General features: G+C 52.0%; 20 protein-coding genes and 1 tRNA gene. 14 read left to right on the top strand and 7 right to left on the bottom strand.

The features are described 5' to 3' along the window. The first annotated feature begins 4 nt into the window (after positions 1 to 4). The 3 genes from BS639_RS03400 to BS639_RS03410 all read left to right on the top strand — a co-directional run bounded on the left by BS639_RS03400 (position 5) and on the right by BS639_RS03410 (position 5,444). Positions 5 to 81 (top strand) — tRNA-Pro (locus tag BS639_RS03400). 269 nt (positions 82 to 350) lie between these two features. After that, positions 351 to 2,732 carry a glycoside hydrolase family 3 C-terminal domain-containing protein gene (locus tag BS639_RS03405; protein ID WP_084982260.1) on the top strand — a complete coding sequence of 794 codons (2,382 nt, stop codon included), beginning with the start codon at positions 351 to 353 and terminating at the stop codon, positions 2,730 to 2,732. 768 nt (positions 2,733 to 3,500) lie between these two features. After that, entirely contained in the window at positions 3,501 to 5,444 is a 1,944-nt protein-coding gene (locus BS639_RS03410; RefSeq protein WP_084982261.1) for a hypothetical protein, read from the top strand. A gap of 109 nt (positions 5,445 to 5,553) precedes the next feature. On the opposite strand, the gene hemY is transcribed toward BS639_RS03410, so the two are convergent. Genes hemY through hemC form a run of 4 tightly spaced genes read right to left on the bottom strand, consistent with a single transcriptional unit; the run spans position 5,554 to position 9,597 of the window. Continuing rightward, entirely contained in the window at positions 5,554 to 6,747 is a 1,194-nt protein-coding gene (gene hemY, locus BS639_RS03415; RefSeq protein WP_084982262.1) for a protoheme IX biogenesis protein HemY, read from the bottom strand. A gap of 3 nt (positions 6,748 to 6,750) precedes the next feature. Next, positions 6,751 to 7,896, bottom strand: a complete 1,146-nt coding sequence (gene hemX / locus BS639_RS03420; RefSeq protein ID WP_055773357.1) for a uroporphyrinogen-III C-methyltransferase — start codon at positions 7,894 to 7,896, stop codon at positions 6,751 to 6,753. Between the two features lie 22 nt (positions 7,897 to 7,918). After that, complete coding sequence (hemD, locus tag BS639_RS03425) at positions 7,919 to 8,659, bottom strand: uroporphyrinogen-III synthase (protein WP_084982263.1); 741 nt, start codon at positions 8,657 to 8,659, stop codon at positions 7,919 to 7,921. Then, positions 8,656 to 9,597: a hydroxymethylbilane synthase gene (gene hemC / locus BS639_RS03430; RefSeq protein ID WP_055773432.1), complete on the bottom strand. Its 942-nt coding sequence runs from the start codon at positions 9,595 to 9,597 to the stop codon at positions 8,656 to 8,658. The genes hemD and hemC overlap by 4 nt, the downstream gene beginning before the upstream one ends. Before the next feature lie 306 nt (positions 9,598 to 9,903). Here hemC and BS639_RS03435 point away from each other — a divergent pair, with 306 nt between their 5' ends. From BS639_RS03435 to uvrD, 7 genes are all read left to right on the top strand, one after another. After that, positions 9,904 to 12,462 (top strand): class I adenylate cyclase, encoded by a 2,559-nt coding sequence (locus BS639_RS03435; RefSeq protein ID WP_084982264.1) that lies wholly within the window; start codon positions 9,904 to 9,906, stop codon positions 12,460 to 12,462. Between the two features lie 156 nt (positions 12,463 to 12,618). Further along, positions 12,619 to 12,819, top strand: a complete 201-nt coding sequence (gene lptM / locus BS639_RS25225; protein WP_055773430.1) for an LPS translocon maturation chaperone LptM — start codon at positions 12,619 to 12,621, stop codon at positions 12,817 to 12,819. 58 nt (positions 12,820 to 12,877) lie between these two features. Further along, positions 12,878 to 13,702, top strand: coding sequence for a diaminopimelate epimerase (dapF, locus tag BS639_RS03445; protein WP_055773351.1), 825 nt, complete (start codon positions 12,878 to 12,880; stop codon positions 13,700 to 13,702). Next, positions 13,699 to 14,409 carry a DUF484 domain-containing protein gene (locus BS639_RS03450; RefSeq protein WP_084982265.1) on the top strand — a complete coding sequence of 237 codons (711 nt, stop codon included), beginning with the start codon at positions 13,699 to 13,701 and terminating at the stop codon, positions 14,407 to 14,409. The genes dapF and BS639_RS03450 overlap by 4 nt, the downstream gene beginning before the upstream one ends. Beyond that, the gene (gene xerC / locus BS639_RS03455; protein WP_084982266.1) at positions 14,406 to 15,317 is read left to right on the top strand and encodes a tyrosine recombinase XerC; all 912 of its coding nucleotides are present in this window, start codon (positions 14,406 to 14,408) and stop codon (positions 15,315 to 15,317) included. The genes BS639_RS03450 and xerC overlap by 4 nt, the downstream gene beginning before the upstream one ends. Beyond that, on the top strand, positions 15,317 to 16,033 hold the full coding sequence (gene yigB / locus BS639_RS03460; RefSeq protein ID WP_084982267.1) for a 5-amino-6-(5-phospho-D-ribitylamino)uracil phosphatase YigB: 717 nt from the start codon (positions 15,317 to 15,319) through the stop codon (positions 16,031 to 16,033). The genes xerC and yigB overlap by 1 nt, the downstream gene beginning before the upstream one ends. A gap of 125 nt (positions 16,034 to 16,158) precedes the next feature. Then, positions 16,159 to 18,324, top strand: coding sequence for a DNA helicase II (gene uvrD / locus BS639_RS03465; protein WP_084982268.1), 2,166 nt, complete (start codon positions 16,159 to 16,161; stop codon positions 18,322 to 18,324). A 1-nt stretch (position 18,325) separates the two neighbouring features. On the opposite strand, the gene BS639_RS03470 is transcribed toward uvrD, so the two are convergent. Further along, positions 18,326 to 18,802: a WbuC family cupin fold metalloprotein gene (locus tag BS639_RS03470; RefSeq protein WP_055773341.1), complete on the bottom strand. Its 477-nt coding sequence runs from the start codon at positions 18,800 to 18,802 to the stop codon at positions 18,326 to 18,328. A gap of 455 nt (positions 18,803 to 19,257) precedes the next feature. Here BS639_RS03470 and corA point away from each other — a divergent pair, with 455 nt between their 5' ends. After that, complete coding sequence (gene corA, locus BS639_RS03485; RefSeq protein WP_055773337.1) at positions 19,258 to 20,211, top strand: magnesium/cobalt transporter CorA; 954 nt, start codon at positions 19,258 to 19,260, stop codon at positions 20,209 to 20,211. Between the two features lie 124 nt (positions 20,212 to 20,335). Then, entirely contained in the window at positions 20,336 to 21,394 is a 1,059-nt protein-coding gene (locus BS639_RS03490; RefSeq protein WP_407690298.1) for an AbrB family transcriptional regulator, read from the top strand. On the opposite strand, the gene rarD is transcribed toward BS639_RS03490, so the two are convergent. Further along, entirely contained in the window at positions 21,391 to 22,320 is a 930-nt protein-coding gene (rarD, locus tag BS639_RS03495; protein ID WP_055773334.1) for an EamA family transporter RarD, read from the bottom strand. The two genes, BS639_RS03490 and rarD, sit on opposite strands and share 4 nt — an antisense overlap. A gap of 26 nt (positions 22,321 to 22,346) precedes the next feature. Further along, on the bottom strand, positions 22,347 to 22,829 hold the full coding sequence (locus tag BS639_RS03500) for a thioesterase family protein (protein WP_084982269.1): 483 nt from the start codon (positions 22,827 to 22,829) through the stop codon (positions 22,347 to 22,349). A 210-nt stretch (positions 22,830 to 23,039) separates the two neighbouring features. Here BS639_RS03500 and pldA point away from each other — a divergent pair, with 210 nt between their 5' ends. After that, positions 23,040 to 23,918: a phospholipase A gene (gene pldA, locus BS639_RS03505; protein ID WP_055773330.1), complete on the top strand. Its 879-nt coding sequence runs from the start codon at positions 23,040 to 23,042 to the stop codon at positions 23,916 to 23,918. 87 nt (positions 23,919 to 24,005) lie between these two features. Beyond that, positions 24,006 to 25,838: an ATP-dependent DNA helicase RecQ gene (recQ, locus tag BS639_RS03510; protein ID WP_055773328.1), complete on the top strand. Its 1,833-nt coding sequence runs from the start codon at positions 24,006 to 24,008 to the stop codon at positions 25,836 to 25,838. Positions 25,839 to 25,877: the final 39 nt, after the last annotated feature.

Consider the following 25,877-nt stretch of genomic DNA (forward strand, 5'->3'; position numbering starts at 1 on the left):
ACATCGGCGAGTAGCGCAGCTTGGTAGCGCAACTGGTTTGGGACCAGTGGGTCGGAGGTTCGAATCCTCTCTCGCCGACCAATTCAAATAAAGAGCCCTGCAGAAATGCAGGGCTTTTTGTTTTCTATCGTTTCTGATTTTTTAATCTCTTCTACTTCCCCCTCAAATATTTTCTCAATCACGCTTAAAATTCTTTACCCTGCGGCACAGATCACTGCAAAGCCTCCCTCATAAAAGCTATAACCAATTGGTTCATAAGAACAGTTCACCGAGTGATTCGTGCAAAAGGCTCACTGGAATGGAATCTTAAATATTTCTTATTTCTGGAAATACTTTGCTAAGGGAAGAGTATGAAGATAAATAAAATAGGCCTGTTTACTGCCTTTACTCTGCTGTCTGCCCCCGCACTGGCCGTGCCGCAGTTAACCGATGCCGCCTCGATACCCGCTGTAATCGCCGCCATGACACTGCAAGAGAAAGCCGCCTTTGTTTCCGGCACCGGTATGAACAACGCGACGAACGTTGCCGGTGCGGCGGGCTCAACGCTGGCGATCCCACGCTTGGGCGTTCCGCAGATTGTCTTTGCCGACGGGCCAATAGGTGTGCGGTTAGGCGCCGGTCCGACCGGCGGCGAGAAACGTTTTGCCACCGGATTTCCAGTATCCGTTGCGATGGCTGCCACCTGGGACCCCGCGCTCATTCAGCGCGTAGGCGGCGCTATTGGTGAACAGGCCAAGTCCTACGGTGTTGATTTGATGTTAGGACCCGCCATTAACATTCAGCGCAACCCGCTTAACGGCCGTAACTTCGAGTATTTCACCGAAGATCCCCTTCTTAACGCCATGATTACTGCCGCCTATATTAACGGGATGCAGGCAGAAGGCGTCGGGGCGGTGGTCAAACATTTCGCCGCTAACAACCAAGAAACGCGCCGCCAAACGGTGAACGAGATTATTTCTGACCGCGCACTGCGCGAGATCTATTTTCCCGGTTTTGAATATGTCATGGATCACGCCCAGCCGTGGGCAGTGATGAGCTCTTATCCGGCCATTAACGGCACGCCTTCGTCGCAGAATCCTTGGTTGCTGAAAGAGGTTCTGCGAAAACAGTGGAAATTTAACGGGTTCGTGATGTCTGATTGGTATGGTGTGACCGATCCGGTGAGGTCATTGCTGGCGGGTAACGATCTTAATATGCCTGGCGGCCTGTCCGAAAAAGACACCCCTTTTCTGCGACGTAACACCGACCCGAAAGACGTCGTATTAGCGGCGTTGAATTCCGGTGAAATTACTCCGCAGCAGATAGACGAAAATATTAAAAATATTTTAAATATCATCATCAAGACCCACCGTTTTAAAACACAGTCTGCGCCCGTTGCCGCTGCGATTGGCGATCGCTCTGCGTTGGCGCGTCAGGCCGCAGCCGATTCGATGGTTTTGCTGAAAAACCAGTCGCAGACCCTGCCAGTGCCGGCCAATCTGCGTATTGCCGGCTTTGGCCATAATATTGATAATTTCTACGTGGTGGGCGGCGGCAGTGCCGAGGTCAATATTGATCCCAAGCGTCTGGTGACGCTGCCGCAGGGGCTTAAAAACGCCGGTCTGACCCTGATAGACAACGTTGAAGGGCATAAGCTGGATGAGCAGGCCAGTGACGACATCATTAACCGTGCCGCGCAGGAAAGCGACATGGCGTTGATATCTATCGGACGCAGCTCCACTGAAGGTGCAGATCGCTACTCAATGGCTATGCACGGCGATGAAGTTGCGATGATTGAAAAGGTGGCGGCGGCTTTCCATCGGCAGCATAAAAAAGTCACGGTGCTGCTTAACGTAGGGTCACCGATTGAAATCAATGGCTGGGAGGACAACGCCGATGCCGTTCTGCTCACCTGGCAGCCCGGTGAGCAGGCGGGTAACGCGGTGGCAGACATCCTGACCGGTAAGGTCAATCCTTCCGGCAAGCTGCCGCTGACGTTTCCAAAACGCTTAGAGGACTCGCCGAGTTACGGCAATTATCCAGGCAACGCTAAAACCGTAAACTACGGCGAAGGCATTTACGTCGGTTATCGTTATTTTGATACCCGCCGCATCGCGCCGATGTATCCCTTCGGCTACGGGCTCTCTTACTCAACCATTGAGTATGGAAAAATCACGCCACAAAGCCCGCAGTTCAACATTGATAAGCAGGGCAGCGTAGAGGTCAGCATTTCCGTGAGAAACACTTCTAAGGTAGCGGCAAGGGAGGTAGTGCAGCTTTATGTGCATGACGACGCTTCACGCCTCGATCGGCCGATGCAGGAGTTAAAGGCTTTTCAAAAGGTGAGCCTGCCCGCCGGTGAAGAAAAAAGTGTGTCCTTTAGGCTGGATAAGCGTGCTTTCTCCTATTATGACGCGGATAAAGGCGACTGGGTACTTGAACCCGGTAAATTCACGCTGCGTATTGGCAGTTCATCGCGTGATATTCGTGCTGAAACACCGTTATTAGTCATTTCAAAAACGCCGGCATTTTCTTTTAATACGCCGTGGATTGACATTCAAACCTATGAAAAAGCAGCGACTATTGTTGCTAGTGTCATAGGGGATGACGCAACCAATGCCTGGATTGAGGGCAGTCCAACGCTGGGTGAAAAGCTTGATGAGGTGCTGAAGCTAAAACCAGAGTTTACTAAAGACTCGTCAAAATTACAGGACGAAAAACAGGCGATTCTTAAGCGGATCAATGCGTTGTGAGTATTTGGCGACACAGTGATTTAACTCTATGTTTTATTTGACTATTTAATATTAAAAAAAGCAGGTTAGGCAGTTATTCTCCTCGTGTAGGGGGATAACTGTCGCCGAGAAGAGACATTTAACTTATTGATATTGTTGTATAAATATTTAATAGATCTAAACTGTCTCTCAAGGGCGACACTCTGCACGAGGTATACGGTAAAGTGATTGCTGATAAGGGTTCGCAGGCGGGATCACTTAAAAAATATAATTTTTTAAAGTTGTTAATTATCAGTTATTTAGTTGATGTTTTGCATCATACTTACAGGGGTATTTTAAAGCTGGCATGGGTTCTGCATAATCCATCGTGTAGATGCTCATTCCACCCTCTTATGACTGCGTAGCTTCATAAACCTGGGAATGATGCAGAGCCAAATTACAGTGTCTCTTGTCTATCTGACCGATAACCTTGTGGTTATCATCCAGCAGGCAATACGTTGAGTGTGACACTACCCCTGTTGTCTAAGACCTGATTGTTTTTACACTTGTCTCTCCGGCAAGTGTTTTTTTTTGCCTGTAATATTTACGGTTACTTAGTCGATACCCTCCCGGCAGTTCATTCTTATTTATATTTCATAAAGATTTTAATATTATTAATAAATAATAAGTGGATATATTTTATTACATGTCTCGTTTACTATCCTTATTCATTACTTGAAATGAATGTCTTCATTTTATTTTATGATTGTTATTAACATAATGGAAAGTATTTAATAAGGAATTTTATCTTTGAAAAAAACACTTGTTGGAATAGGTTTAACCTCTTTGCTGGCCGTCTCATTATTAACATCAGTGAGCGCGATAGCTCAGGGCGTTGGGCAGGCGCTAAAACCGCTGTGGTCGGTAGACTTTGACCAGACGATCGATAAGGTAGCCACCACAGGTGATGGCACCGTCGTGGCCTTCGTGACCGGCATAGGGGAAAATAAGTCTGCTCAGGGATTTCACGTCGTTGATCGGAGTGGCCATGTTCAGACTTCGGTATATAATGAACAGGGTGTCAGGCGTACCCAGGTGATGCCTTTCATCGGCAAAGATAACGGAATTTATATTCCGTCCACTAAAGATAATTATTCAGCTATATCAAAATATATTGCCGCGAATAATTATCAGGTGGAGAATTATGTTTTTCAGGCGCCAAAGACAAGTAATATTAATGGGGTGCTATTTAGTCCTGATTATAGAAAAATTTATGTGATGACGCCTCATGGGAAACTATCAGGTAGCAGCGTCTATGCCCTTAAATTAAGCGTTTCTTCGTCGGGAAGGTCGCCATTATGGCGGGAGAATATTGAAAATACCTTAAATTATATTGTGCTTAATGACGATGGAAGCCAAATTTATGCTTCGGAATACGAAAATGAGGCCTATTTACTCAATGCCGAACAGGGAGAAACTAGCCACATAGGTTTTCCTCAGATTCGTTCCGGAGATGTTGTTCAAGACGACCAAGGCTATCTCTATGGTCCGATGTATGCTGCGGACAGCTCTGTAGTTAAGTTCCATCCGTTTAATAATCCTGCGGTTAAACAGTGGACGTTTGACAGTAAGCAACTGTCGCCTTCGTTCCGAGAAAGAAACTATATTCTCGGCCTTGAGGGCCAGCTCTACGAATCTTTCTTCAATAAAATCTATGCTATCGACACTAAAACGGGCAAAGAGCTTTTCCAAATCGCGCTACCGATAGACGAGGGTAAAAACAATGCGTTCACCGGCAAGTTGGCTATCGACCCACAAACCGGGTGGGCCTACACCAGTTATATTCAAACGACGCCCGAGCCGCTGGTTAGCGTAATAGGTTTTTCACCCGACGGTAAGCAAAGCAAAACGCTGCTTGTACGTAAAGGTAAAGCTGAAAAGATGTCTGCGCCGGCTATTTCGAATGGCTTGCTCTATGTCAGCGTCGATAACACCTTATACAACTATGGTCTGAACGGCCAAACTGCCGTCACGCCCGTTGAAATGGTCGACATTAAGCAAATTGAAGCCAAAGACCTGCCGCAAAAACCGCATAATATTGCCTGGGAAGTGCGCGATGAGAAAAATAATCTCGTTGAGCTGGGCAGTGTAAACATTGATGGTATCGATCCTATGCTGCTCGACAAATATCGCTGGCCGTTGTTGGTATCGGAAGCTATTAACAACAGTAAAGGCATGCTCAAGGCCGGTGTTAAGAATGAAGCGGACGAGATTAAGCCGATTGCCAGCCAGTCGCGCAATCATCTGTGGCTGCCTGATTTTTATCAGGCAAAAGGGTATACCGCCAGCCTGACCACGACTGAAACTGAGCTTAGGTATGATCCAGTGTGGGTACTTAATACAAAACCTTCAGCAATTATTACCAAAGAGGGTGATGATTTACCTGTGGGATCGACCATTGTGCTTAGCGTTAATGATTCTGCTACCCAGCAAAAGAGTGAGCATACTTTCACCGTGACGCGTTCAAGCCGATTCCTTTGGGCACAAGACTTTGCGGCATTTATTAATAAAGAGGTGGGAGAGTTAGGTGTGAGTGCCGGTGAAAAGTTTAGCAACGGCAATTCACTGGCATCCCCATTAACTAGCCAATATCGTAACAAGCTGTGGGTTAAGGCTACAACAAAGGACGATATAACAACATCGACGCTGAGTGTTACTTATAAAATAAATAAACGCTTAGCAGATAACAAATAACCCGCGAACGAACAGTCAGTTATTTTCCGTTGGATATAAAAAACCCCGCCAAGTTGGCGGGGTTTTTATTGGACGAGACGAATATCATCGTTAACCGCAATCGGGCTGATTACTGCTGCGAATTATTAATCGTCAGCATCAGTCCTTGATGACGCATTTCGGCAGCCTCGGCAGGCTTATGTTGTTTATCCAACGCATCCGCCAGCCAGGCAAAATCGTAGGCATCCGGACGTTGTTTAAGCGCCTCACGGAACGCGTCACTTGCCTGCAACCATTCCCCGTGCTTGAGCAGAATCTGCCCCAGCGTGCTGTTCAGCAGCGGCGTAGCGCCGTTTTGCTTAATAGATTGACGCAGGAACTTTTCAAGCTGCTCCGGATTGCCAGATTTCAGCTTCGGCATCAGCGCCACCAGACGTTCGTCGTACTGGCGTTTCAGCCCGTCGAGAATAACCTCCTGCGCCAAATCGTGGTCGTTGCACTGAATCAGATGGATTGCCATCGCCACCTGCAAAGCAGGTTCATGGCGGGTTTTACGGCTCTGATCCTTCCACCAGCGCTTAAGCCCTTCGCTGCCTTCTTCCGACATCAGTTGGTCCATCATCCCGACGTAGGCTCTTTCCTGCACGACTTGCAGCTGCTCATCGTCATAGATGTCGGCTTTTGCCATTGAGGGTAAAATTTCCATCAGCGACCCATAGGCACCGGTGCGCATATAGGCCTGTTCAGCCAGACGCAGTATTTCCGGGTGTCGAGGCGACAGGGCAATCAGGCGGTCGACGCCGTGACGTGCTGCATGAATTTCTCCCTGCGCCAGTTGAATACGCACGCGGGTGATATCCACCGGCAACTGGTCAGTATCAGCAATCTCGGCGGCGCGCTCTAGATACTGATTGGTGCGAATCTCGTCGCCACGCTGCGAGGCCGCTTCGGCAGCGAGCAGATAGTTAACCATCGGCTGCTCGGCGTGATCGGCATTGCGCGCCAGCAGTTTTTCCATTTGGCGATGGTCACCCTCGGCCAGTTTAATCATGGCGCGCTGAGTTTGCTTGCGTGCTTTTGAACGTTTGCGGCCCACAAACCAGCCACGGGTGCGTGCCCCGGTGCGGAATAGGCGACGCAATATCCATTCAATAAAGAACAGCACTACAAACAGCAGAATGGCCATAATCACCAAGCCGGTGACGCTGGTTTCAACGTTGTAATTGTCAGTCTGGATAAGCACATAGCCCTGATGACCCGCGAGCATTGGGCCAACGACAATCCCGGCAATGACAATCAAAAACAGTATGAGAACACGTAACATGCGTTATTCCCCCTGTTTGGCGGTGGTCGCGGCTGCGGGCTGCTGAAGCAGGTTACGCACGCGCGTTTGCATCAGTTTTTCCAGCATTGGCTGGCTTTTCAGCTGGTCGGGCACGTCCATCGAAATAGATTGCTGGCTCAGGGTGTCGAGGTCGGCCAGAAATGCCTTGGTCGTTGGGTCCGAGGTATCAAAATAGGCGCGGACCCAGGTCGATACGGTTTCCAACGACTGTTTGTAGATTTCATTCTGATGGCGCGGCACGGCCTGCGCGGCAATCAGCAGACGAGAGCGGATGTTTTCGCGCAGATAAACGTCCTGATTGGGTGCCAGTAAAGGCTCTGCACTGGTATCACGGCGGCGGATAGTAATGAAATCCGACATAAAGCTGTGCCAGCTTTTGCTGAGATTTTGACGCCATTCGGTCAGAGAGCTGGAAAGCTCGCCGCTGTCACTGTCCATTGGTGAATCATCGGTGTCGTTGTCGGCCAGACGCAGATTATCTACCTGATTGGAAAGCTGGTTAACTTTCAAAATGATGCCGTCGAAATCAACCTGTGTCACCGCTGAAAGGCTGCCGACGTCTTCATTGATGGCCTTGCGCACGTCAATCAGGCTCGGGTCATTCATGTCTGCCAGGCTGGCATCGGCGCTTTTCAGCAACGCGGCCGCCGTGGTGACGTCCTGATCGCTCCACAGTTTTCTACCGGCCAGCTTCACCAGGAAATCGGCCTGTGACAGCATCCAGGTTTTGGCATCGCTGCCAGAGATGCTGGCGACTTTATCCTGCAACTCACTTAACTGACGGCTAAAGGAGGCCTGCTGACGCGAGGCTTCCTGGAGGGATTTATCCTGCTGGCCGAGCAAGGTATCAATTTGCTGTTTGTCCTGCTGTTGGCTGCTTTTGAGGCTGGCGATTTGCGCCTGGAGCTCCTCATTGCTCGCCGCATCAGCCTGCGCCTGTTGGTGTCCGTGATAATAAATACCCACGCCGAGTGCAATCACCAACACAATGGCAATTGCGCCCAATATTGGGCCCGTACGCTTTTCCTTTTGTACGGTTTCACGAAAAGCAGCATCTGGCTGTTGGGGGCTCTCAACCGCAGTTGTTGTATCTTCTACCTTTGCGGAAGGATTTTTTTGTTCCGTCATCTGGGCACATCCCTTAGTCAGGTTATTTTAATGCACGGATCAGCGCATCATTATCTGCGTTCTCTGCAACCCTAATAGATTGCCAGCCAAGTTGGCGGGCCAGGGTCGCCAAACGTTCGCTAACTACAATCAACGTACAGCCTAAAAGCCAGGTTGTTCGATAGTAATCAGGAACTAACGTATATAACTGTTGTAACATTTCTCCGCTGGTGACCACCAACGTGTCGATGCCCGCCCGCTGCCAGCTCGAGCTTTGCTCGCTGGGGTCGTAGTGAAGCGGACTGCGTCTGTAACACTCACAGTAGCTGACGTTAACGCCGCGCTCACGCAGCGTGTCGGCCAGCAATTCTCGGCCACCGTTGCCGCGCAGTATCAACGCACTTCTGCCTTGAATCGCCTGCAGCGCGGGTAAGTGCAGCAAGGTTTCACTGGTTTCGCCATCCTGAGGATAAATAATCGGCAGGCTGGTTGCGCGGTGCATCAGCAAACCGGTTGTTCTTCCTATAGCATAATAGCTTACAAAATCAGGCCAGTGTTGAGCCTGCTGTTGTAGCGCGCGGTTGGCGTAGTTCACCGCATACTGTGACAGGACGAAAACCATGTCCTGTGGATCCATAGAGGATAGCATTCCTGGGAGCTTAGAAAGCTCGCTTCCTGGCGCAAACTCTATTAATGGAGAGTGATAGGCAACCCTGCCCAGCATGCGCAGCCGGGCAACAAGCTGTTCTCCCGAGGGAGAGGGACGGGTCACCAGAATGGTCATTTTGGCGCATTACCTTGGTAAACTTCTTGCAGAATTTCGCGCGCGCCACCGGCCAGCAGTTCTTCTGCCAGGTCGATGCCCATGCTTTCAGCTTCACTACTCGGGCCACGACGTTCCCCGCGCACCATTTGGCTGCCATCAGGTGAACCTACCAGCGCCCGCAGCCACAGCGTGTCGCCTTCAAGCTCGGCGTAGCTGCCAATAGGCACCTGGCAACCTCCTTCAAGGCGCATATTCATTGCCCGTTCTGCGGCTACCCGCAGCGTGGTTTCAGCGTGCGCTAACGGCGCCAGAAGCTCGCGGGTACGCAGGTCGTCAAGACGGCATTCGATACCCACCGCGCCTTGTCCAACCGCCGGCAGGCACTCTTCGGGCGTAAGCGCGGTGCGAATTCGTGATTCAAGACCCAGTCGCTTCAAACCGGCTACCGCAAGAATAATAGCGTGATACTCGCCTTTATCCAGTTTGGACAAACGCGTGCCGACGTTGCCGCGCAAATCGCGGATTTGCAGATCGGGGCGCTGTTCGCGCAGCTGACACTGACGACGTAGGCTTGAGGTGCCAACAATACTGCCGAGGGGTAAATCGTCGAGGCTGGCAAATTCGTTGGACACAAAAGCGTCACGCGGATCTTCGCGTTCGCAGATGGCGACCAGTCCTAGACCTTCAGGGAACTCAACCGGCACGTCCTTCATGGAGTGAACCGCGATATCCGCGCGCCCGTCCAGCATTGCCAGCTCGAGTTCTTTAACAAACAGACCTTTACCGCCAACCTTGGCCAGCGGCGTATCAAGTATAATGTCGCCTTTGGTGACCATCGGCACTAATTCAACCTGCAAATCAGGGTGGAATGCCTTGAGTTGGCTTTGCACATATTGTGCCTGCCACAGGGCCAAAGGGCTCTGACGTGTAGCAATTCGGATGATTTTGTCTAACATGTTTGTTACCGTTTTTTTATTTCGCAGACCATCCTATCATCTACTGTGGAAGCGTGTCAGCGTTCAGGGGAGTAACAACGGGTAAACAGGGAAATTTGTGGCATGGCGATTCAGGAAGTAAAATGTATAGAGCTGCAACAGCTATTGTGGTGCGTTACTTCCTTTACGGTCAAACAGCAAGGTGTTAAATTGATCACGTTTCCAGCAATAATCCGTCAAATACCTATATCAAATTAAAGTTTTTAAACTAACGGCGGATTTGGATACGGGGTTGTTTCTAGACACTGGAAAATCAGGCGAAAAGTCTTGTACCTCTACATCGAGACATTAAAGCAAAGATTAGATGCAATAAATCAGCTACGCGTTGATCGCGCTGTAGCGGCTCAAGGCCCCGCTTTTCAGCAGGTCTACAGTTTGTTGCCGGTCTTTTTACATCATCATCATCCACTGATGCCGGGTTACCTTGAAGGTAAAATGCCCCACGGCGTCTGTATTTTCACGCCTGACGATCACCAACAGTCCTACCTAAGCGACCTTGAAGAGAAATGGGGTAGTCCGTTTGAACCCACCGTAGGCGGCGAATTGCCGATTACTGGCGTTTATTCCATGGGCAGCACGTCGTCGATTGGCCAAAGTCAAACTTCTGATCTCGATATTTGGGTCTGCCATCAGTCGTGGCTTGATAATGAAGAGCGCAGCCGCCTACAGCAAAAATGCGTCATGCTTGAGACGTGGGCTGCGTCGCTGGGCGTTGAAGTCAGCTTCTTCCTTATTGATGAAAACCGTTTCCGTCATAATGAAAGCGGCAGCCTGAGCGGTGAGGACTGTGGTTCCACCCAACATATTCTGTTGCTTGACGAGTTTTATCGCACGGCCGTAAGACTTGCCGGTAAGCGTATTCTGTGGAATATGGTGCCGGGCGAAGAAGAAGCACACTACGACGAGTATGTCCTTTCTCTCTATTCTCAGGGCGTGTTGACCCCGAATGAGTGGCTGGACCTCGGGGGCCTCAGTACGCTGTCGGCCGAAGAGTACTTTGGTGCCAGCCTGTGGCAGCTATATAAAAGTATCGACTCGCCTTATAAGGCCGTATTAAAAACGCTGCTGCTCGAAGCCTATTCTTGGGAGTATCCCAATACTCAGCTGTTGGCGATGGACATTAAACAGCGCTTGCATCAGGGCGAAATCGTCTGCTTTGGGCTAGATTCTTACTGCATGATGCTCGAACGCGTAACTCGATACCTGACTCAGGTCGAAGACTTTACGCGCCTTGATCTGGTTCGCCGCTGCTTCTATCTCAAAGTGTGCGAAAAACTTTCCCGTGCCCGCGCAGCGGTGGGTTGGCGTCGTGAAGTGTTGACGCAGTTGGTCAGCGAATGGGGCTGGAGTGACGAGCGTATCGCTATTCTCGATAATCGCGCTAATTGGAAAATAGAGCGCGTGCGTGAAGCACACAACGAGCTGCTTGACGCGATGATGCAAAGTTATCGTAACCTGATCCGCTTTGCGCGCCGCAACAATCTAAGCGTTAGCGCCAGTCCTCAGGATATTGGGGTATTAACCCGTAAACTTTACGCCGCGTTTGAAGCACTGCCGGGTAAAGTTACGCTGGTGAATCCGCAGATTTCGCCTGATCTGTCAGAAACCGATTTAACCTTTATTCACGTGCCGATTGGCCGCGCCAACCGCACCGGCTGGTATCTTTATAACCAGTCTCCGTCGATGGACTCGATAATCAGCCATCAGCCGCTGGAATATAACCGCTACCTGAGTAAGCTGGTTGCCTGGGCCTACTTTAACGGCCTGCTGACCTCGACCACGCGTCTGCACATCAAGAGCGGCAACCTGTGCGATATCTCCAAGCTGCGTGAGTTAGTGGCTGATATTTCAAATAATTTCCCGATTCGCCTGCCGGCGCCGACGCCAAAAGCGCTGTATAGCCCGTGTGAAATCCGCCATCTTTCTATTATTGTTAATTTGGAACACGATCCGACGGCGGCTTTCCGCAATCAGGTGGTGCATTTCGATTTCCGAAAACTCGACGTTTTCAGCTTTGGCGAACAGCAGCAGTGCCTGGTCGGCAGCATCGATTTGCTCTATCGCAACTCGTGGAATGAGGTGCGTACTCTGCATTTCAACAGTGAGCAGGCAGTGCTTGAGGCGTTGAAAACGATTTTGGGCAAAATGCATCAGGATGCGGCACCGCCGGAGTCCGTGGAGGTCTTTTGCTACAGCCAGCATCTGCGCGGCCTGATTCGTACCCGTATTCAGCAACTGGTTTCTGAGTGCATTGAACTGCGTCTGTCGAGCAAACGCCTCGAGCCTGGCCGTTTCAAAGCGGTGCGCGTCTCTGGCCAGACCTGGGGCCTGTTCTTTGAGCGCCTCAGCGTATCAGTACAAAAGCTTGAAAATGCGATCGAATTTTACGGCGCGATCTCCAACAATAAACTGCACGGGTTGTCAGTAAAAGTTGAAAGCTCACAGGTGCATTTACCTTCGGTCGTCGACGGCTACGCGAGTGAAGGCATTATTCAGTTCTTCTTTGAAACCAGCAGCGACGACGTTGGATTCAATATTTATATCCTTGATGAGTCCAACCGCGTTGAGGTGTATCACCACTGCGAAGGCAGTAAAGAAGACCTGGTGCGCGACGTCAGTCGTTTCTATTCGTCGTCACACGATCGCTTCACTTACGGGTCAAGTTTTGTGAATTTCAATCTGCCGCAGTTCTACCAGATTGTTTCTCTCGAAGGCCGTACCCAGGTGATCCCTTTCCGCAGTAACGTCCTGTCTCACCTGAATATCGCCGCCTCAGAAGGCAGTTCAGAGCCTGCAACGCTGGCACAGCAGTATCAAATCCACTGATTAAGCGCTTTCGTGCGCGCTATCTCCGGTACTGCTCACAGCGTTAGATAATCGATTCCTATTGCTTTTCATGATCCACCTGCGATTATAGAGAGCTTGGACGATGAATCGCAGATCCTGGTTAAAATGAAAACAATCAAAATGAAAAATTTGAATATGAAAACCGCATTACGCTGGTCTTTGGCCTCGATGGTCCTGTTTGCGCTCTCTGGTTGTGGTTTGAAAGGGCCGCTGTACTTTCCGCCTGCCGACAAGGCCGACGGCAAAAAGGTGGTGGTGACTAACGCCAAGCCGGGTCAGGTGACGGGCGTATCTCCCGATCAGAATGCGCAAAAAAATGGATCGGTACAGTACTAGTCCTCAAGCCACAGGGTAATTACGTCTGGTAATGACCAGAAGTCACGCGGAGTCAGATATGCAGTTCGCTAAAATGCACGGATTGGGCAATGACTTTATGGTCGTTGACGCCGTCACTCAAAATGTTTACTTCTCTCCTGAACTGATCCGCCGACTTTCCGATCGTAACCGTGGTGTAGGATTTGATCAGCTACTGGTCGTTGAGCCGCCTTACGATCCTGAATTAGATTTTCATTACCGTATTTTCAATGCCGACGGTAGCGAAGTGATGCAGTGTGGCAACGGTGCTCGCTGTTTTGCCCGCTTCGTGCGCATTAAAGGATTGACCAACAAACGTGATATTCAGGTCAGCACCCAGAATGGGCGTATGACCCTCACGGTGACGGAAGACGAGCTGGTGCAGGTCAATATGGGTGAGCCAATATTTGAACCGCAGCAAATTCCTTTTCGCGCCCCTAAGCCAGAAAAAACCTATATTTTACGGGCAGAAGAGCACACTGTGCTCTGCGGCGTTGTCTCAATGGGCAATCCTCACTGCGTGTTGCAGGTTGACGACGTAGTCACTGCCAGCGTAGAACACTTGGGGCCACTGCTTGAAAGTCACGAACGTTTTCCCGAGCGCGTTAACGTCGGTTTTATGCAAGTACTTGACCGCGAAAGCGTGAAGCTTCGGGTTTACGAACGCGGCGCGGGTGAGACTCAGGCCTGCGGAAGCGGAGCCTGTGCAGCGGTGGCTATTGGTATCCAGCAGGGACTGCTCGCAGAAGAAGTTCAGGTGGAACTGCCGGGAGGCAGCCTCGACATTCGTTGGAAAGGCCCGGGCCATCCGCTGTATATGACTGGCCCCGCCACCCATGTTTATGACGGATTTATTCATCTATGAACAATCTTGATGGTCAGATTGAAAGCGCTAACGCCGCCGAGCTAGACGACGAGCTGGTGATGCAGTATTTGCTGCAAAACCCTGATTTCTTTATCAGGAATGCGCGCAGCGTTGAGCAAATGCACGTCCCGCATCCGGTTAAAGGCAGCATTTCGCTGGTTGAATGGCAGCTCGGACGGCAGCGCAATCAGATTGCGCAACTTGAAGAAGAAATTACTCTGTTGATGGAGCAGGCGACCATCAATGAAACGTTGTTTGGCCGACTGATTGAGCTACAGGCAAATCTTGCCGACGCGACCAGTTTGCAAGACATGCTGAACCGGCTACAGCGCTGGGGCCGCGGTTTTGGCCTGGCAGGCGCCAACGTTCGCCTGTTTAGCGAAAGCTGGCGCATTGGTGCGCCTTCTGACTTTACCCATCTGGCACTAACCCGCAGCGCGTTTGAATCACTGCGTATTCAACGACTGGGTGACAGCCACCACTTCCTCGGCAGCCTTAACGGCCCGGAGCTTTTATTGGTTTTACCCCAGGCAAAAGCGGTAGGATCGGTGGCGCTCTCGATGATGGGGGAAAATGGCGAACTTGGTATGCTCATTTTCAGTAGCCGAGACCCGCAGCATTACCAGGCGGGAATGGGCACGGTGATGCTCGACCAGCTGGCCAAGATGTTACCCGGTCTGCTGTCGCGCTGGATTGAGCGGGCATGAGCCAAATTGACTCGCTGCTGCAACCCGCAGTCGAGGCATTCTTACGTTATCTGCGGGTCGAGCGCCAACTCAGCCCGCTGACGCAAAGCAGTTATCATCATCAGCTTCAGGCCCTGATCGGCATGGCCGACGACATTGGGCTGACCGACTGGACGCAGCTTGACGCAGCTAAAGTCAGAATGCTTACCGCGCGCAGCAAGCGTGCCGGTCTCGGTTCCTCCAGTTTGGCGCTGCGTCTTTCAGCCCTGCGCAGCTTTCTTGACTGGCAGGTGCATCAAGGTGTGCTCAAGGCCAATCCCGCAAAGGGCATTTCTACTCCGCGCGCCCCGCGCCATCTGCCAAAAAATATTGACGTTGATGAAGTCGGGCAACTGCTGGACATTGACCTCAACGATCCGCTGGCAGTACGCGACCGCGCGATGCTTGAAGTGATGTATGGCGCGGGCCTGCGTTTATCCGAACTGGTAGGGATTAATCTCGGCCACGTTGACCTGCCTTCCGGAGAAGTCTGGGTGATAGGTAAGGGCAGTAAAGAACGAAAACTGCCGATCGGGCGCACGGCGGTCACTTGGCTGGAAAACTGGCTGGCGCTGCGTGACCTGTTTGGCCCAGAGGACGACGCGATGTTTCTGTCTAATCAAGGGCGTCGGATTTCTACCCGCAATGTGCAAAAGCGCTTTGCCGAGTGGGGCATTAAACAGGGGGTGAACAGCCATATTCATCCTCATAAGCTGCGCCACTCTTTCGCGACTCACGTTCTGGAGTCGAGCGGCGATCTGCGTGCAGTTCAGGAACTATTAGGCCACGCCAATTTGTCGACCACGCAAATCTATACCCACCTCGACTTTCAACATTTGGCGTCGGTTTACGATGCCGCGCATCCCCGCGCTAAACGAGGAAAATCCTGATGAAGTTTTACCGTCCACTGCAGCAGATCGATGCGATCACCTTTGATCTCGACGATACCCTCTACGATAACTATCCGGTTATCCGCCGCACCGAAACTGAAACCGTGCAGTTCTTGCGACAGTACCATCCGGTAATGGCCGATATCGAATCAGAAGAGTGGCGTGCGGTGCGGGCTGAATTGCTCGAGCAGGATGCTGAAATTTATCACGACGTTACCGCCTGGCGTCACAAGGCGCTCTATCACACCATGCTGCGTCGCGGTTTGAAAGAAAGTGAAGCGGCCGACGGTGCCGACGCGACGATGCAGAACTTTGCCTACTGGCGCAGCAAAATAGACGTGCCGCAAGAGACTCACGAAACGCTGACCGAACTTGGAAAGCGTTGGCCGCTGGTCGCCATTACCAATGGTAATGCCAATCCTGACCTGTGCGGGTTATCAAAGTATTTTGAGTTTACGCTGGTGGCCGGTCGCGACGGTCGCGCAAAGCCGTTTGTCGATATGTATCAGATGGCGGCGGAACGTCTCAATGTGCCGATGGCGCATATTCTGCACGTTGGCGATGACCTTACCACTGACGTGGCAGGTTCAGTGCGCTGTGGTATGCAGTCTTGCTGGATCAACCTGCGCGAAGGCAATCTGATGAAGATTCCTGATGCGCGCCTGTTGCCGCATATTGAGATTTCCTCGTTGGCATCCTTAAAGACATTGCTGTAGCCTTCTCGGGCAGGTGGCAATTTCTGTTAAAATACTGTATATAACAGCAGTAAACCTCCGCGAGGCGTTCGAGAATTAACCGACTTGCCCGTGGAAGCATTTCTCTATCCGGACAAACGGTGCTTATGGACGTCTCTGACCTGCTCGACAGCCTGAATGAAAAACAACGCGAAGCCGTAGGCGCCAAGCGCAGCAACCTGCTGGTGCTGGCCGGCGCGGGCAGCGGTAAGACCCGCGTGCTGGTGCACCGCATCGCCTGGCTGCTGTCGGTAGAGAACTGCTCGCCGTATTCCATTATGGCCGTGACCTTTACCAACAAGGCCGCGGCTGAAATGCGCCATCGTATTGAACAACTGATTGGCACCAGCCAGGGCGGCATGTGGATAGGCACCTTCCACGGCCTCGCCCATCGCCTGCTGCGCGCCCATCATCTTGACGCCAACCTGCCGCAGGATTTCCAAATTCTCGACAGCGATGACCAGCTGCGCCTGCTTAAGCGCATTATCAAAGCGCTTAACGTAGACGATAAACAGTGGCCGCCGCGCCAGGCGATGTGGTACATCAACGGTAAAAAAGATGAAGGCCTCCGCCCTCAGCATATCGAAAGCTATGGCAATCCGATTGAAGCGACCTGGCTGCGTATCTATCAGGCCTATCAAGAAGCCTGCGATCGTGCCGGTTTGGTCGACTTCGCCGAGCTGCTGCTGCGCGCCCACGAACTGTGGCTGAACAAGCCGCATATTTTGCAGCACTACCGCGAACGCTTTACCAACCTGATGGTTGACGAGTTCCAGGACACCAACAGCATTCAATACGCCTGGATACGCCTGCTTGCCGGTGAAAACAATAATGTGATGATCGTTGGTGACGATGACCAGTCCATTTATGGCTGGCGTGGGGCACAGGTTGAAAATATTCAGCGCTTCCTGAAAGATTTCCCCGGCGCAGAAACCATTCGCCTCGAGCAAAACTATCGCTCGACCAGCACCATCCTGACTGCCGCCAACGCCTTGATTGCCAACAACAACGGTCGTATGGGTAAAAACCTGTGGACCGAGGGCGTTGAGGGCGAACCTATCTCGCTGTACTGCGCTTTTAACGAGCTGGACGAGTCCCGCTACGTGGTGAACCGCATTAAGGCCTGGCAGGACAACGGCGGTGCGCTGAACGATTGCGCCATTCTTTATCGCAGCAATGCCCAGTCGCGCGTGCTCGAAGAAGCCTTACTGCAAATGGCCATGCCTTACCGCATTTATGGCGGCCAGCGATTCTTCGAACGTCAGGAAATTAAAGATGCGCTGGCTTACCTGCGCCTGATGGCCAATCGAAACGACGATGCCGCCTTCGAACGCGTCGTCAATACCCCGACGCGTGGCATCGGCGACAGAACGCTCGACGTAGTCCGTCAGACGGCGCGTGATCGGCAGTTGACCATGTGGCAGGCCACGCGCGCGCTGCTGCAAGAAAAAGTGCTGGCGGGGCGCGCAGCCTCCTCACTGCAACGTTTTACCGAACTGGTCGACGCCTTGGCGCATGAAACCTCTGAAATGCCGCTGCATGTACAAACGGACCGGGTGATTAAAGACTCCGGCCTGTTCATCATGTATGAGCAGGAAAAAGGCGAAAAGGGCCAGGCGCGTATTGAAAACCTGGAAGAACTGGTGACAGCGACGCGGCAGTTCAGCTATCAGGATGAAGATCAGGACTTGATGCCGCTGCAGGCGTTTCTATCTCACGCGGCGCTGGAAGCCGGAGAAGGGCAGGCCGATGCCTATCAGGACGCCGTACAGCTGATGACGCTACACTCTGCCAAAGGGCTGGAATTTCCACAGGTGTTTATCGTCGGCATGGAAGAAGGCATGTTCCCAAGCCAGATGGCACTGGATGAAGGCGGTCGGCTTGAAGAAGAGCGTCGTCTGGCCTACGTCGGCGTCACGCGTGCGATGAAAAAGCTCACGTTGACCTATGCAGAAACCCGTCGTTTATACGGCAAAGAGGTCTATCACCGGCCTTCGCGGTTCGTTGGCGAACTGCCGGAAAACTGCGTAGAGGAAGTGCGCCTGCGCGCCAGCGTGACCCGCCAAGTTAATCATCGCAGCATGGGTACGCCAATCACCAGTCAAAATGACAGCGGATTCACTTTGGGTCAGCGCGTTCGCCATCCGAAATTTGGTGAGGGCACAATTGTGAATCTGGAAGGCAGCGGCGAGCATAGTCGTCTGCAAATTGCCTTCCCAGGAGAAGGCATCAAGTGGCTCGTCGCGGCCTATGCAAGATTAGAAGCGGTATAAATTAAAACTTTACTACGTCCCCAACCTTGGCGGTGAGGTACCACGCCATGACAGCCTGGGACTTGTCATCGCCTTCTGCCGGGCTGCCCGGAAAGGTATCTTCTTCAGGGACCGGAATATAAGGTCCCTGTTTGATTTCAAGGAAAGTCGACCCATTATCCAATGCGATGGCGCTGTGCCACACGCCCGCAGGGATTTCCAGTGCGCGGGTTTCTTCGCCCAATACCAAACGCTCGGTAATCTGTCCCTCTGAATTGTAAGTCAATACAACAAGACGGCCGGTCAGGGTGCTCAATAATTCCCAGGTATGTGGGTGGCGGTGAATACGCACATAGCTCTCTTTATCCATGGTCACCGCCAGTCTTTGTACTGGGTCATGAACGTCCGGATGCAGGTTGAGGTTGGTGCGCAAACGCGGAGATTCAGTCGCCTTGGTGGCAAGCTGGGTCAGGTTTTCGTGGGTGATCTGCTTTATCATTTTTATTCCTGAAAAGTGTGCGTCAAAGAGTAAAAGTCGGATTAGGTCTGCAACAGAGTGTAGCCAAAAAATGCCTCGCGGGTAAGCACCTCGCACGTTGATGGGTGGTTGAAATTCATGCCGAAATGTTGCGAAATTAGGCATGTTGCCGGTTGACAGTCTTTTTCTTCTCGGCGTAACATGCGCGCACTATTATCAATGAGGATTTTCGCCTTGGACGCACCCAGTAGATACTGGCTCAATAATCTGCTTAGCAGTTTCCACTAAGGCCGTCCTCATTGCTGACGGCCAAAGCGCGGATGTTAGTTCCCGCTAATGTGGTTGTCAGCGACCCCCATTGTCGCTGTGAGTCAGACCTGAATCGGGTCTGAAACATGTCGGTGACTTTCACCCAGTGTTTCCCCTTGTGCTTCAACGCGTTGTCTACACCTGTCACCACTAGGGAGAACGGGCACATGCTGAGTGCTTTTAAATTAGATAACAGCCGCTTATCCCGTTTGGAACTGGATGAATCAGAGACCTCACTGTCGGAATCTCTGTGGGTCGATTTGATTGAGCCTGACGAGTCAGAGCGCGAGCGCGTTCAGACCGAGCTGGGGCAAAGTCTGGCAACCCGGCCAGAACTGGACGATATCGAGGCATCGGCGCGTTTCTTCGAGGACGAAGACGGGCTGCATATTCACTCCTTTTTCTATTATGAAGATGCGGAAGACCACGCGGGCAACAGCACGGTGGCGTTCACCATTCGCGATGGCCGCCTGTTTACGCTGCGTGAGCGCGAACTCCCAGCATTTCGTCTCTATCGCATGCGCGCCAGAAATCAGCAACTGACCGACGGCAACGCCTACGAACTGCTGCTCGACCTGTTTGAAACTAAAATCGAACAGCTGGCCGACGAAATCGAAAATATTTACAGCGATTTGGAAAAGCTCAGCCGCGTCATCATGGAAGGTCATCAGGGTGATGAATATGATGCTGCGCTGTCTACGCTGGCAGAGCTGGAGGATATCGGCTGGAAGGTTCGGTTGTGTTTGATGGATACCCAGCGCGCACTGAATTTCTTGGTGCGTAAAGCGCGCTTACCCGGCGAACAATTGGAGCAGGCCAGAGAAGTGCTGCGCGACATCGAATCCCTGTTGCCGCACAATGAATCGCTGTTCCAGAAGGTTAACTTCTTGATGCAGGCGGCGATGGGCTTTATCAATATTGAGCAGAACCGCATCATCAAAATCTTCTCGGTAGTCTCGGTAGTGTTTCTGCCGCCTACGCTGGTGGCCTCAAGTTACGGCATGAACTTCGAGTTTATGCCGGAGCTGAAGTTGGCATTTGGCTATCCGGCAGCGCTGGTATTGATGCTGTTGGCCGGTCTGGCGCCCTATCTGTATTTCAAAAGAAAAAACTGGCTTTAACGATTTGAATCCCCGGTTCGCCGGGGACATTCCTTACGTATTACCTCCCCCTTCCCCCGTGAAATATGTTAAAAATATCGCCCATGTTGTCTTAATGAAGATGCAATTAATGTTGATGGAAAGAATGACTCCCGCCGCCCAGTGGGGTTTTTTAATCGCAGCGTCGCTGATTCTGGGTTTTATCTTTCAGTATTTACAGGTCCCTGCTGCGCTACTTTTGGGGCCGATGATCGTGGGCGTCGTGATGGGATTGCTTGGCGCGACGGTGCGTATCCCCGGCGTGTGTTTTAAAATTGCTCAAGGCGTGATTGGCTGCATGATAGCGCAGGCGCTGTCGCCTTCGATCCTGCCTCCCTTGCTCCATGACTGGTTTGTTGTGCTGATGGTGCTGATATTCACCCTGTTGGCCAGCGGACTCTCAGGTTGGTTGCTGGTGAGATTCAGTCATTTACCGGGACCTACCGGTGCGTGGGGCTCGTCGCCCGGCGGTGCTAGTGCGATGGTTGCTATGGCCGGAGATTTCGGTGCAGACGTGCGACTGGTGGCATTTATGCAGTATCTTCGGGTGCTGTTCGTGGCAACTGCCGCCGCCTTTGTGGCGCGCATGAGCCTCGGTGATGCGGCTTCGGCAGCGGCGTCCGTGGTATGGTTTCCGCCGCTGGACTGGCGTTTCCTGGTCACGCCCGCGCTGGCATTGACAGGGGTCTGGCTAGCACCCAAGCTGCGCATTCCCTCAGGTGCACTGCTTATTCCGGCCGTGGCCGGTGCTTTTTTGCATTCCACCGGCACGGTGCTGCTCGAGATCCCCGAATGGCTGTTGGCGATTGCTTATACTTTTATCGGTTGGAGCGTTGGGCTGCGCTTTACGCGTCCAATTTTCAAACTGGCGTTGCGCACGTTGCCACAGATGATTGCATCGATTATTGGCTTAATGCTGATTTGCGGAGCCATGGCGTGGGTGCTGACCAAAATTCTTCACGTCGATATGTTGACCGCCTATCTGGCCACTAGCCCGGGCGGGCTGGATACGGTGGCCATCATTGCAGCGGGCAGTCACGTTGATATTTCGTTCATTATGGCGATGCAGACGCTGCGCCTGCTGACTATTATCGTTACCGGACCGGCGATGGCGCGCTTTATTTCACGCAGCGCCTCACCAAATCCGGCACAGCGGGCGGGTTAACTCTCGGCCTTGATGCTTTTTAATTTAATCGTGCCCCTGTTTTTCATTTGGCGTTGGTGGCGCAGTGCATCGTAGATGAAGAACGCCAAACCGGCCCAGATGAAGGCAAAAGTGACCAGCTGTGAAGGGTCAATCTCTTCGCCATAAAACACTACCGCCAGAATAAACATCAGCGTGGGACCGATGTACTGGAAAAAGCCCAGCGTGGAGAATTTGAGTCGTGACGTGGCGGCGGTAAAGAACAGCAGTGGCACAGTGGTAATAACCCCGGCGGCAGCCAGCTCCAGATTCAGCGACAGCGGGTTTTGCGTCAAATTACTGGTGGTGCTGTGGGCGATAAAGAACAGATAAATTCCGGCGGCAGGCAGTAACCACAGAGTTTCTATCAGCATGCCCGACGGCGCATCTACGGCGATTTTTTTGCGCATCAGCCCGTAAAATGCGAAGGTCAGTGAAATCCCCAGGCCAATGATCGGCAGCGAACCAAACATCCACAGCTGCACTGCAACGCCACCGAAAGCCAGCGCAGCAGCCACCCACTGCAAACGGCGAAAGCGCTCGCCGAGAAACAGCATACCCAGCATCACGTTAACCAGCGGGCTGATAAAATATCCCAGACTGGCCTCGAGAATGTGGTTGTGATTGATGGCCCAGATAAACAGCAGCCAGTTTCCTCCCACCAGTACTGCGCTGACCAGCAGCAGGAAAACTTTTTTCGGCGTCGCAAAAACCTTCCTCACGCCGCCCCAGCCGCGGCTCAGTGAAATGAGCAGCAGCATAAAGAAAAATGACCAGATAACCCGATGCGTCAGGATTTCCTCGGCGGGGACTTGCTTGATTAATTTAAAATAGGCGGGCGCAATGCCCCAAATAAAATAGGCAATAAAGGCAAAAATCACGCCCTGACGAGTACGTTTGGCATCCATGACAATGTCCTGCTTAGGTAATATTCCTAGCCAACTAAATAGGTCGCCGTTGCGGTCGCAATGTGAACGGCGGATTCGTTGTGTAAGTCCACGCGGGCGACGGAAATTTTGTTTCCAGCGCGGATAAGCGTGCTGCTTACGGTAAATATCTCCCCGCGACCCGGACGCAGATAGTCTACGCGCAGGTCAACGGTGCCCATTTTCGATAACCGTTGGCGCATTTCAGGTTCAAGCAGCGGGTGGTCAGGTTTATCGTGGCGAATAAGCGCGCTATTAACACACACCAGCCCAGCAGCCACGTCGAGCACTGAAGCAATCACGCCGCCGTGCAGAATTTTCTGCACCGCATTGCCGACCAATTTGGGGTGATTACTGAACGTCAGCTCGGCAATGTCTGCGTCTAGCTTACGCAGTTCCAATCCCAACTCGCGATTAAATGGCATGTCGTAAATAAAAATCTCACCGATCAACTGGCGGGCGGCGTCGTGGCTTAAAGGCGTAGCGGACATGAAAATTTCCTGATAGCGGATGAGGATGAAAGCACTTTATTGTGAATCAATTGTTGATTTTATTCGCCAACATTATTGATTTCTTGGCGACTCATGCTAATCCTAACCCCGTGTGAATTTGTGTGTAGAATGGCCTGTTTTTTCGTAAAAATGTTTCAACAAATAACCATTATGCCGACCGTCGGCAGAACACTTTGGGGTGGAGGAAGGATGCGTAATTCTTGGGCCGTTGGGGCTGTCATGTTGGCTGTGCCATTACTCAGTTATGCTGATGAAGCTAAGATTCAGGACGTACATGATACACCGAGCGTGCGTGGCAGCATTATTGCCAATATGCTTCAGCAACACGATAACCCGTTTACGCTTTATCCTTATGAATCAAACTATATACTTTATACCTACACCAACCACATCAATAAAGAAGCCATTCAGTCTTACAACTGGGCCGACAACGCAAAAAATGATGAAGTCGAGTTTCAGCTCAGTCTGGCGTTTCCTCTCTGGCGCGGTATTGTGGGCGACAACTCGGTGTTGGGCGCATCCTATACCCAAAAGTCGTTCTGGCAGCTGTCTAACAGCGCTGAGTCTTCGCCTTTTCGTGAGACTAATTACGAGCCGCAGCTGTTCCTCGCCTGGGCGACGGACTATGAGTTTATGGGGTGGACGCTGCGTGAAGCCGAATACGGCCTCAACCACCAGTCCAACGGCCGTGCTGACCCCACGTCGCGCAGTTGGAATCGTGTCTACGCTCGTTATATGGCGCAAAACGGAAACTGGCAAGTTGACCTTAAACCTTGGTACCGTATCCCAGAAAGCGAAAGTAATGATGATAATCCGGACATAACCAAGTATATGGGTTATTACCGGCTTAAAATCGGCTATGCGTTGGGTGAAAGCGTGATTAGCGTGACCAGCCGTTATAACTGGAATACGGGCTACGGCGGTGCCGAGCTGGGCTGGAGCTATCCGTTGACTCGCCACGTGCGCTTCTATACGCAGCTGTTTAGCGGCTACGGTGAGTCATTGATTGACTACAACTACAAGCAGACTCGCGTCGGTGTTGGTATCATACTCAACGATATGATGTGATCGACCAACCGGCACCAGCATAACTCGGCGCTATGTTCCTGTTACTTAAGAAAAAGCGCTTGAGTGTCATAAAATTTGGGGAAAAGTGTGTCAACGGCGGCAGTGATAAATAAGGAATTACTGGCAGAACAGGTGTTACGCGACACCTTCGGCTACCAGCAATTTCGACCGGGTCAGCAAACGATCATAAACGCAGCCATCTCCGGGCAAGATTGCCTGGTGGTGATGCCAACCGGCGGCGGTAAGTCGTTGTGTTATCAGATTCCTGCCCTGGTGATGGATGGCCTGACGCTGGTGGTGTCTCCGCTCATCTCCCTGATGAAAGACCAGGTCGATCAGCTTATGGCTGCCGGCGTTGAAGCAGGTTGTCTGAACTCTACCCAAACCCGCGAGCAGCAGCTCGAGGTGATGGCCGGATGCCGAAGCGGTCGCATTAAAATGCTCTATATCGCCCCTGAACGTTTGACTATGGGGGATTTTCTCGAGCAACTGCAGCAGTGGAATCCGGCAATGCTTGCCGTCGATGAGGCGCACTGCATTTCGCAGTGGGGGCACGATTTTCGCCCTGAATACCGCGCGTTAGGGCAGCTAAAATTACGCTATCCGCAGTTGCCGGTGATTGCCCTGACGGCAACCGCCGATGACGCCACGCGTAACGACATCGTTCGCCTGCTTGAGCTGAATGACCCGCTCGTGCAGGTCAGCAGCTTTGACCGTCCCAATATTCGCTACACTTTGGTTGAGAAGTTTAAACCTCTCGACCAGCTGCTGCGCTTTGTGCAGGACCAGCGTGGTAAAAGCGGCATTATTTACTGCGGCAGCCGCGCGAAGGTAGAAGACACCGCCGCCCGTTTGCAAAGCCGTGGCATCAGCGTCGGTGCCTATCACGCCGGGCTTGAAAACGAACGTCGCTCGCAGGTGCAAGAGGCCTTCCAGCGCGACGACGTGCAAATTGTGGTCGCTACCGTGGCATTCGGCATGGGCATCAACAAGCCCAACGTGCGTTTTGTTGTGCATTTTGATATTCCACGCAATATCGAATCTTATTATCAGGAAACCGGCCGCGCCGGGCGTGACGGACTGCCTGCCGAGGCTCTGTTGCTCTATGACCCGGCAGATATGGCTTGGCTGCGCCGCTGTCTTGATGAAAAACCGGCGGGTCCTCAGCAGGACGTTGAACGCCACAAGCTCAATGCGATGGGGGCTTTTGCCGAAGCGCAAACCTGTCGACGTTTGGTGCTACTGAACTATTTTGGCGAAGGTAAACAGGAAGCCTGCGGCAACTGCGATATCTGCCTTGATCCGCCTAAACGCTACGATGGGTTGATGGACGCGCAAAAGGCGCTGTCCTGCGTTTATCGCGTCGGCCAGCGCTTTGGTTTGGGTTATATCGTTGAAGTTCTGCGCGGTGCTAACAACCAGCGTATTCGCGAATACGGTCACGACAAACTGCCGATTTACGGCATGGGTCGCGAGCAAAGTAATGAACATTGGATAAGCGTTGTGCGCCAACTGATTCATCTGGGGCTCATTACCCAGAATATCGCCATGCACTCTGCGCTACAGCTCACCGAAGCGGCGAGGCCGGTGCTGCGCGGTGAAATGGCGATGCAGCTGGCGGTGCCGCGACTGCAAACGCTGAAAATTCGCGGCAGTAACACGCAGAAAACCTACGGCGGCAACTATGACCGCAAACTGTTTGCTAAATTGCGTAAGCTGCGTAAGTCATTGGCAGACGAGGGGAACGTTCCTCCTTACGTGGTATTTAATGATACTACGCTGCTTGAGATGGCAGAACAGCTGCCGGTTAGCCCAGGCGAGCTTCTGGGTATCACCGGCGTGGGCCAGCGGAAACTCGAAAAATTTGGTCGTCCGTTTATGACATTGATCCGCGATCACATTGATAACGGCGATGAGTGAGTAAGCTGTCGGCATTAAAGAATTTATTAAACACCGGTC

It is taken from the genome of Rouxiella silvae (assembly GCF_002093625.1).
In the GTDB taxonomy this organism is placed as follows: Bacteria; Pseudomonadota; Gammaproteobacteria; order Enterobacterales; family Enterobacteriaceae; genus Rouxiella; species Rouxiella silvae.

Excerpts from the sequence above, each read along its gene's own strand:
- hemD (WP_084982263.1), bottom strand. The coding sequence starts at position 8,659 with ATGACCATTCTGGTGACCCGTCCCTCTCCCTCGGGAGAACAGCTTGTT.
- BS639_RS03490 (WP_407690298.1), top strand. The coding sequence starts at position 20,336 with ATGACTCCCGCCGCCCAGTGGGGTTTTTTAATCGCAGCGTCGCTGATT.
- yigB (WP_084982267.1), top strand. The coding sequence starts at position 15,317 with ATGAAGTTTTACCGTCCACTGCAGCAGATCGATGCGATCACCTTTGAT.
- BS639_RS03405 (WP_084982260.1), top strand. The coding sequence starts at position 351 with ATGAAGATAAATAAAATAGGCCTGTTTACTGCCTTTACTCTGCTGTCT.
- lptM (WP_055773430.1), top strand. The coding sequence starts at position 12,619 with ATGAAAACCGCATTACGCTGGTCTTTGGCCTCGATGGTCCTGTTTGCG.
- corA (WP_055773337.1), top strand. The coding sequence starts at position 19,258 with ATGCTGAGTGCTTTTAAATTAGATAACAGCCGCTTATCCCGTTTGGAA.
- hemC (WP_055773432.1), bottom strand. The coding sequence starts at position 9,597 with ATGTTAGACAAAATCATCCGAATTGCTACACGTCAGAGCCCTTTGGCC.
- uvrD (WP_084982268.1), top strand. The coding sequence starts at position 16,159 with ATGGACGTCTCTGACCTGCTCGACAGCCTGAATGAAAAACAACGCGAA.
- BS639_RS03500 (WP_084982269.1), bottom strand. The coding sequence starts at position 22,829 with ATGTCCGCTACGCCTTTAAGCCACGACGCCGCCCGCCAGTTGATCGGT.
- hemY (WP_084982262.1), bottom strand. The coding sequence starts at position 6,747 with ATGTTACGTGTTCTCATACTGTTTTTGATTGTCATTGCCGGGATTGTC.
- hemX (WP_055773357.1), bottom strand. The coding sequence starts at position 7,896 with ATGACGGAACAAAAAAATCCTTCCGCAAAGGTAGAAGATACAACAACT.
- pldA (WP_055773330.1), top strand. The coding sequence starts at position 23,040 with ATGCGTAATTCTTGGGCCGTTGGGGCTGTCATGTTGGCTGTGCCATTA.
- BS639_RS03470 (WP_055773341.1), bottom strand. The coding sequence starts at position 18,802 with ATGATAAAGCAGATCACCCACGAAAACCTGACCCAGCTTGCCACCAAG.
- xerC (WP_084982266.1), top strand. The coding sequence starts at position 14,406 with ATGAGCCAAATTGACTCGCTGCTGCAACCCGCAGTCGAGGCATTCTTA.
- rarD (WP_055773334.1), bottom strand. The coding sequence starts at position 22,320 with ATGGATGCCAAACGTACTCGTCAGGGCGTGATTTTTGCCTTTATTGCC.
- dapF (WP_055773351.1), top strand. The coding sequence starts at position 12,878 with ATGCAGTTCGCTAAAATGCACGGATTGGGCAATGACTTTATGGTCGTT.
- BS639_RS03450 (WP_084982265.1), top strand. The coding sequence starts at position 13,699 with ATGAACAATCTTGATGGTCAGATTGAAAGCGCTAACGCCGCCGAGCTA.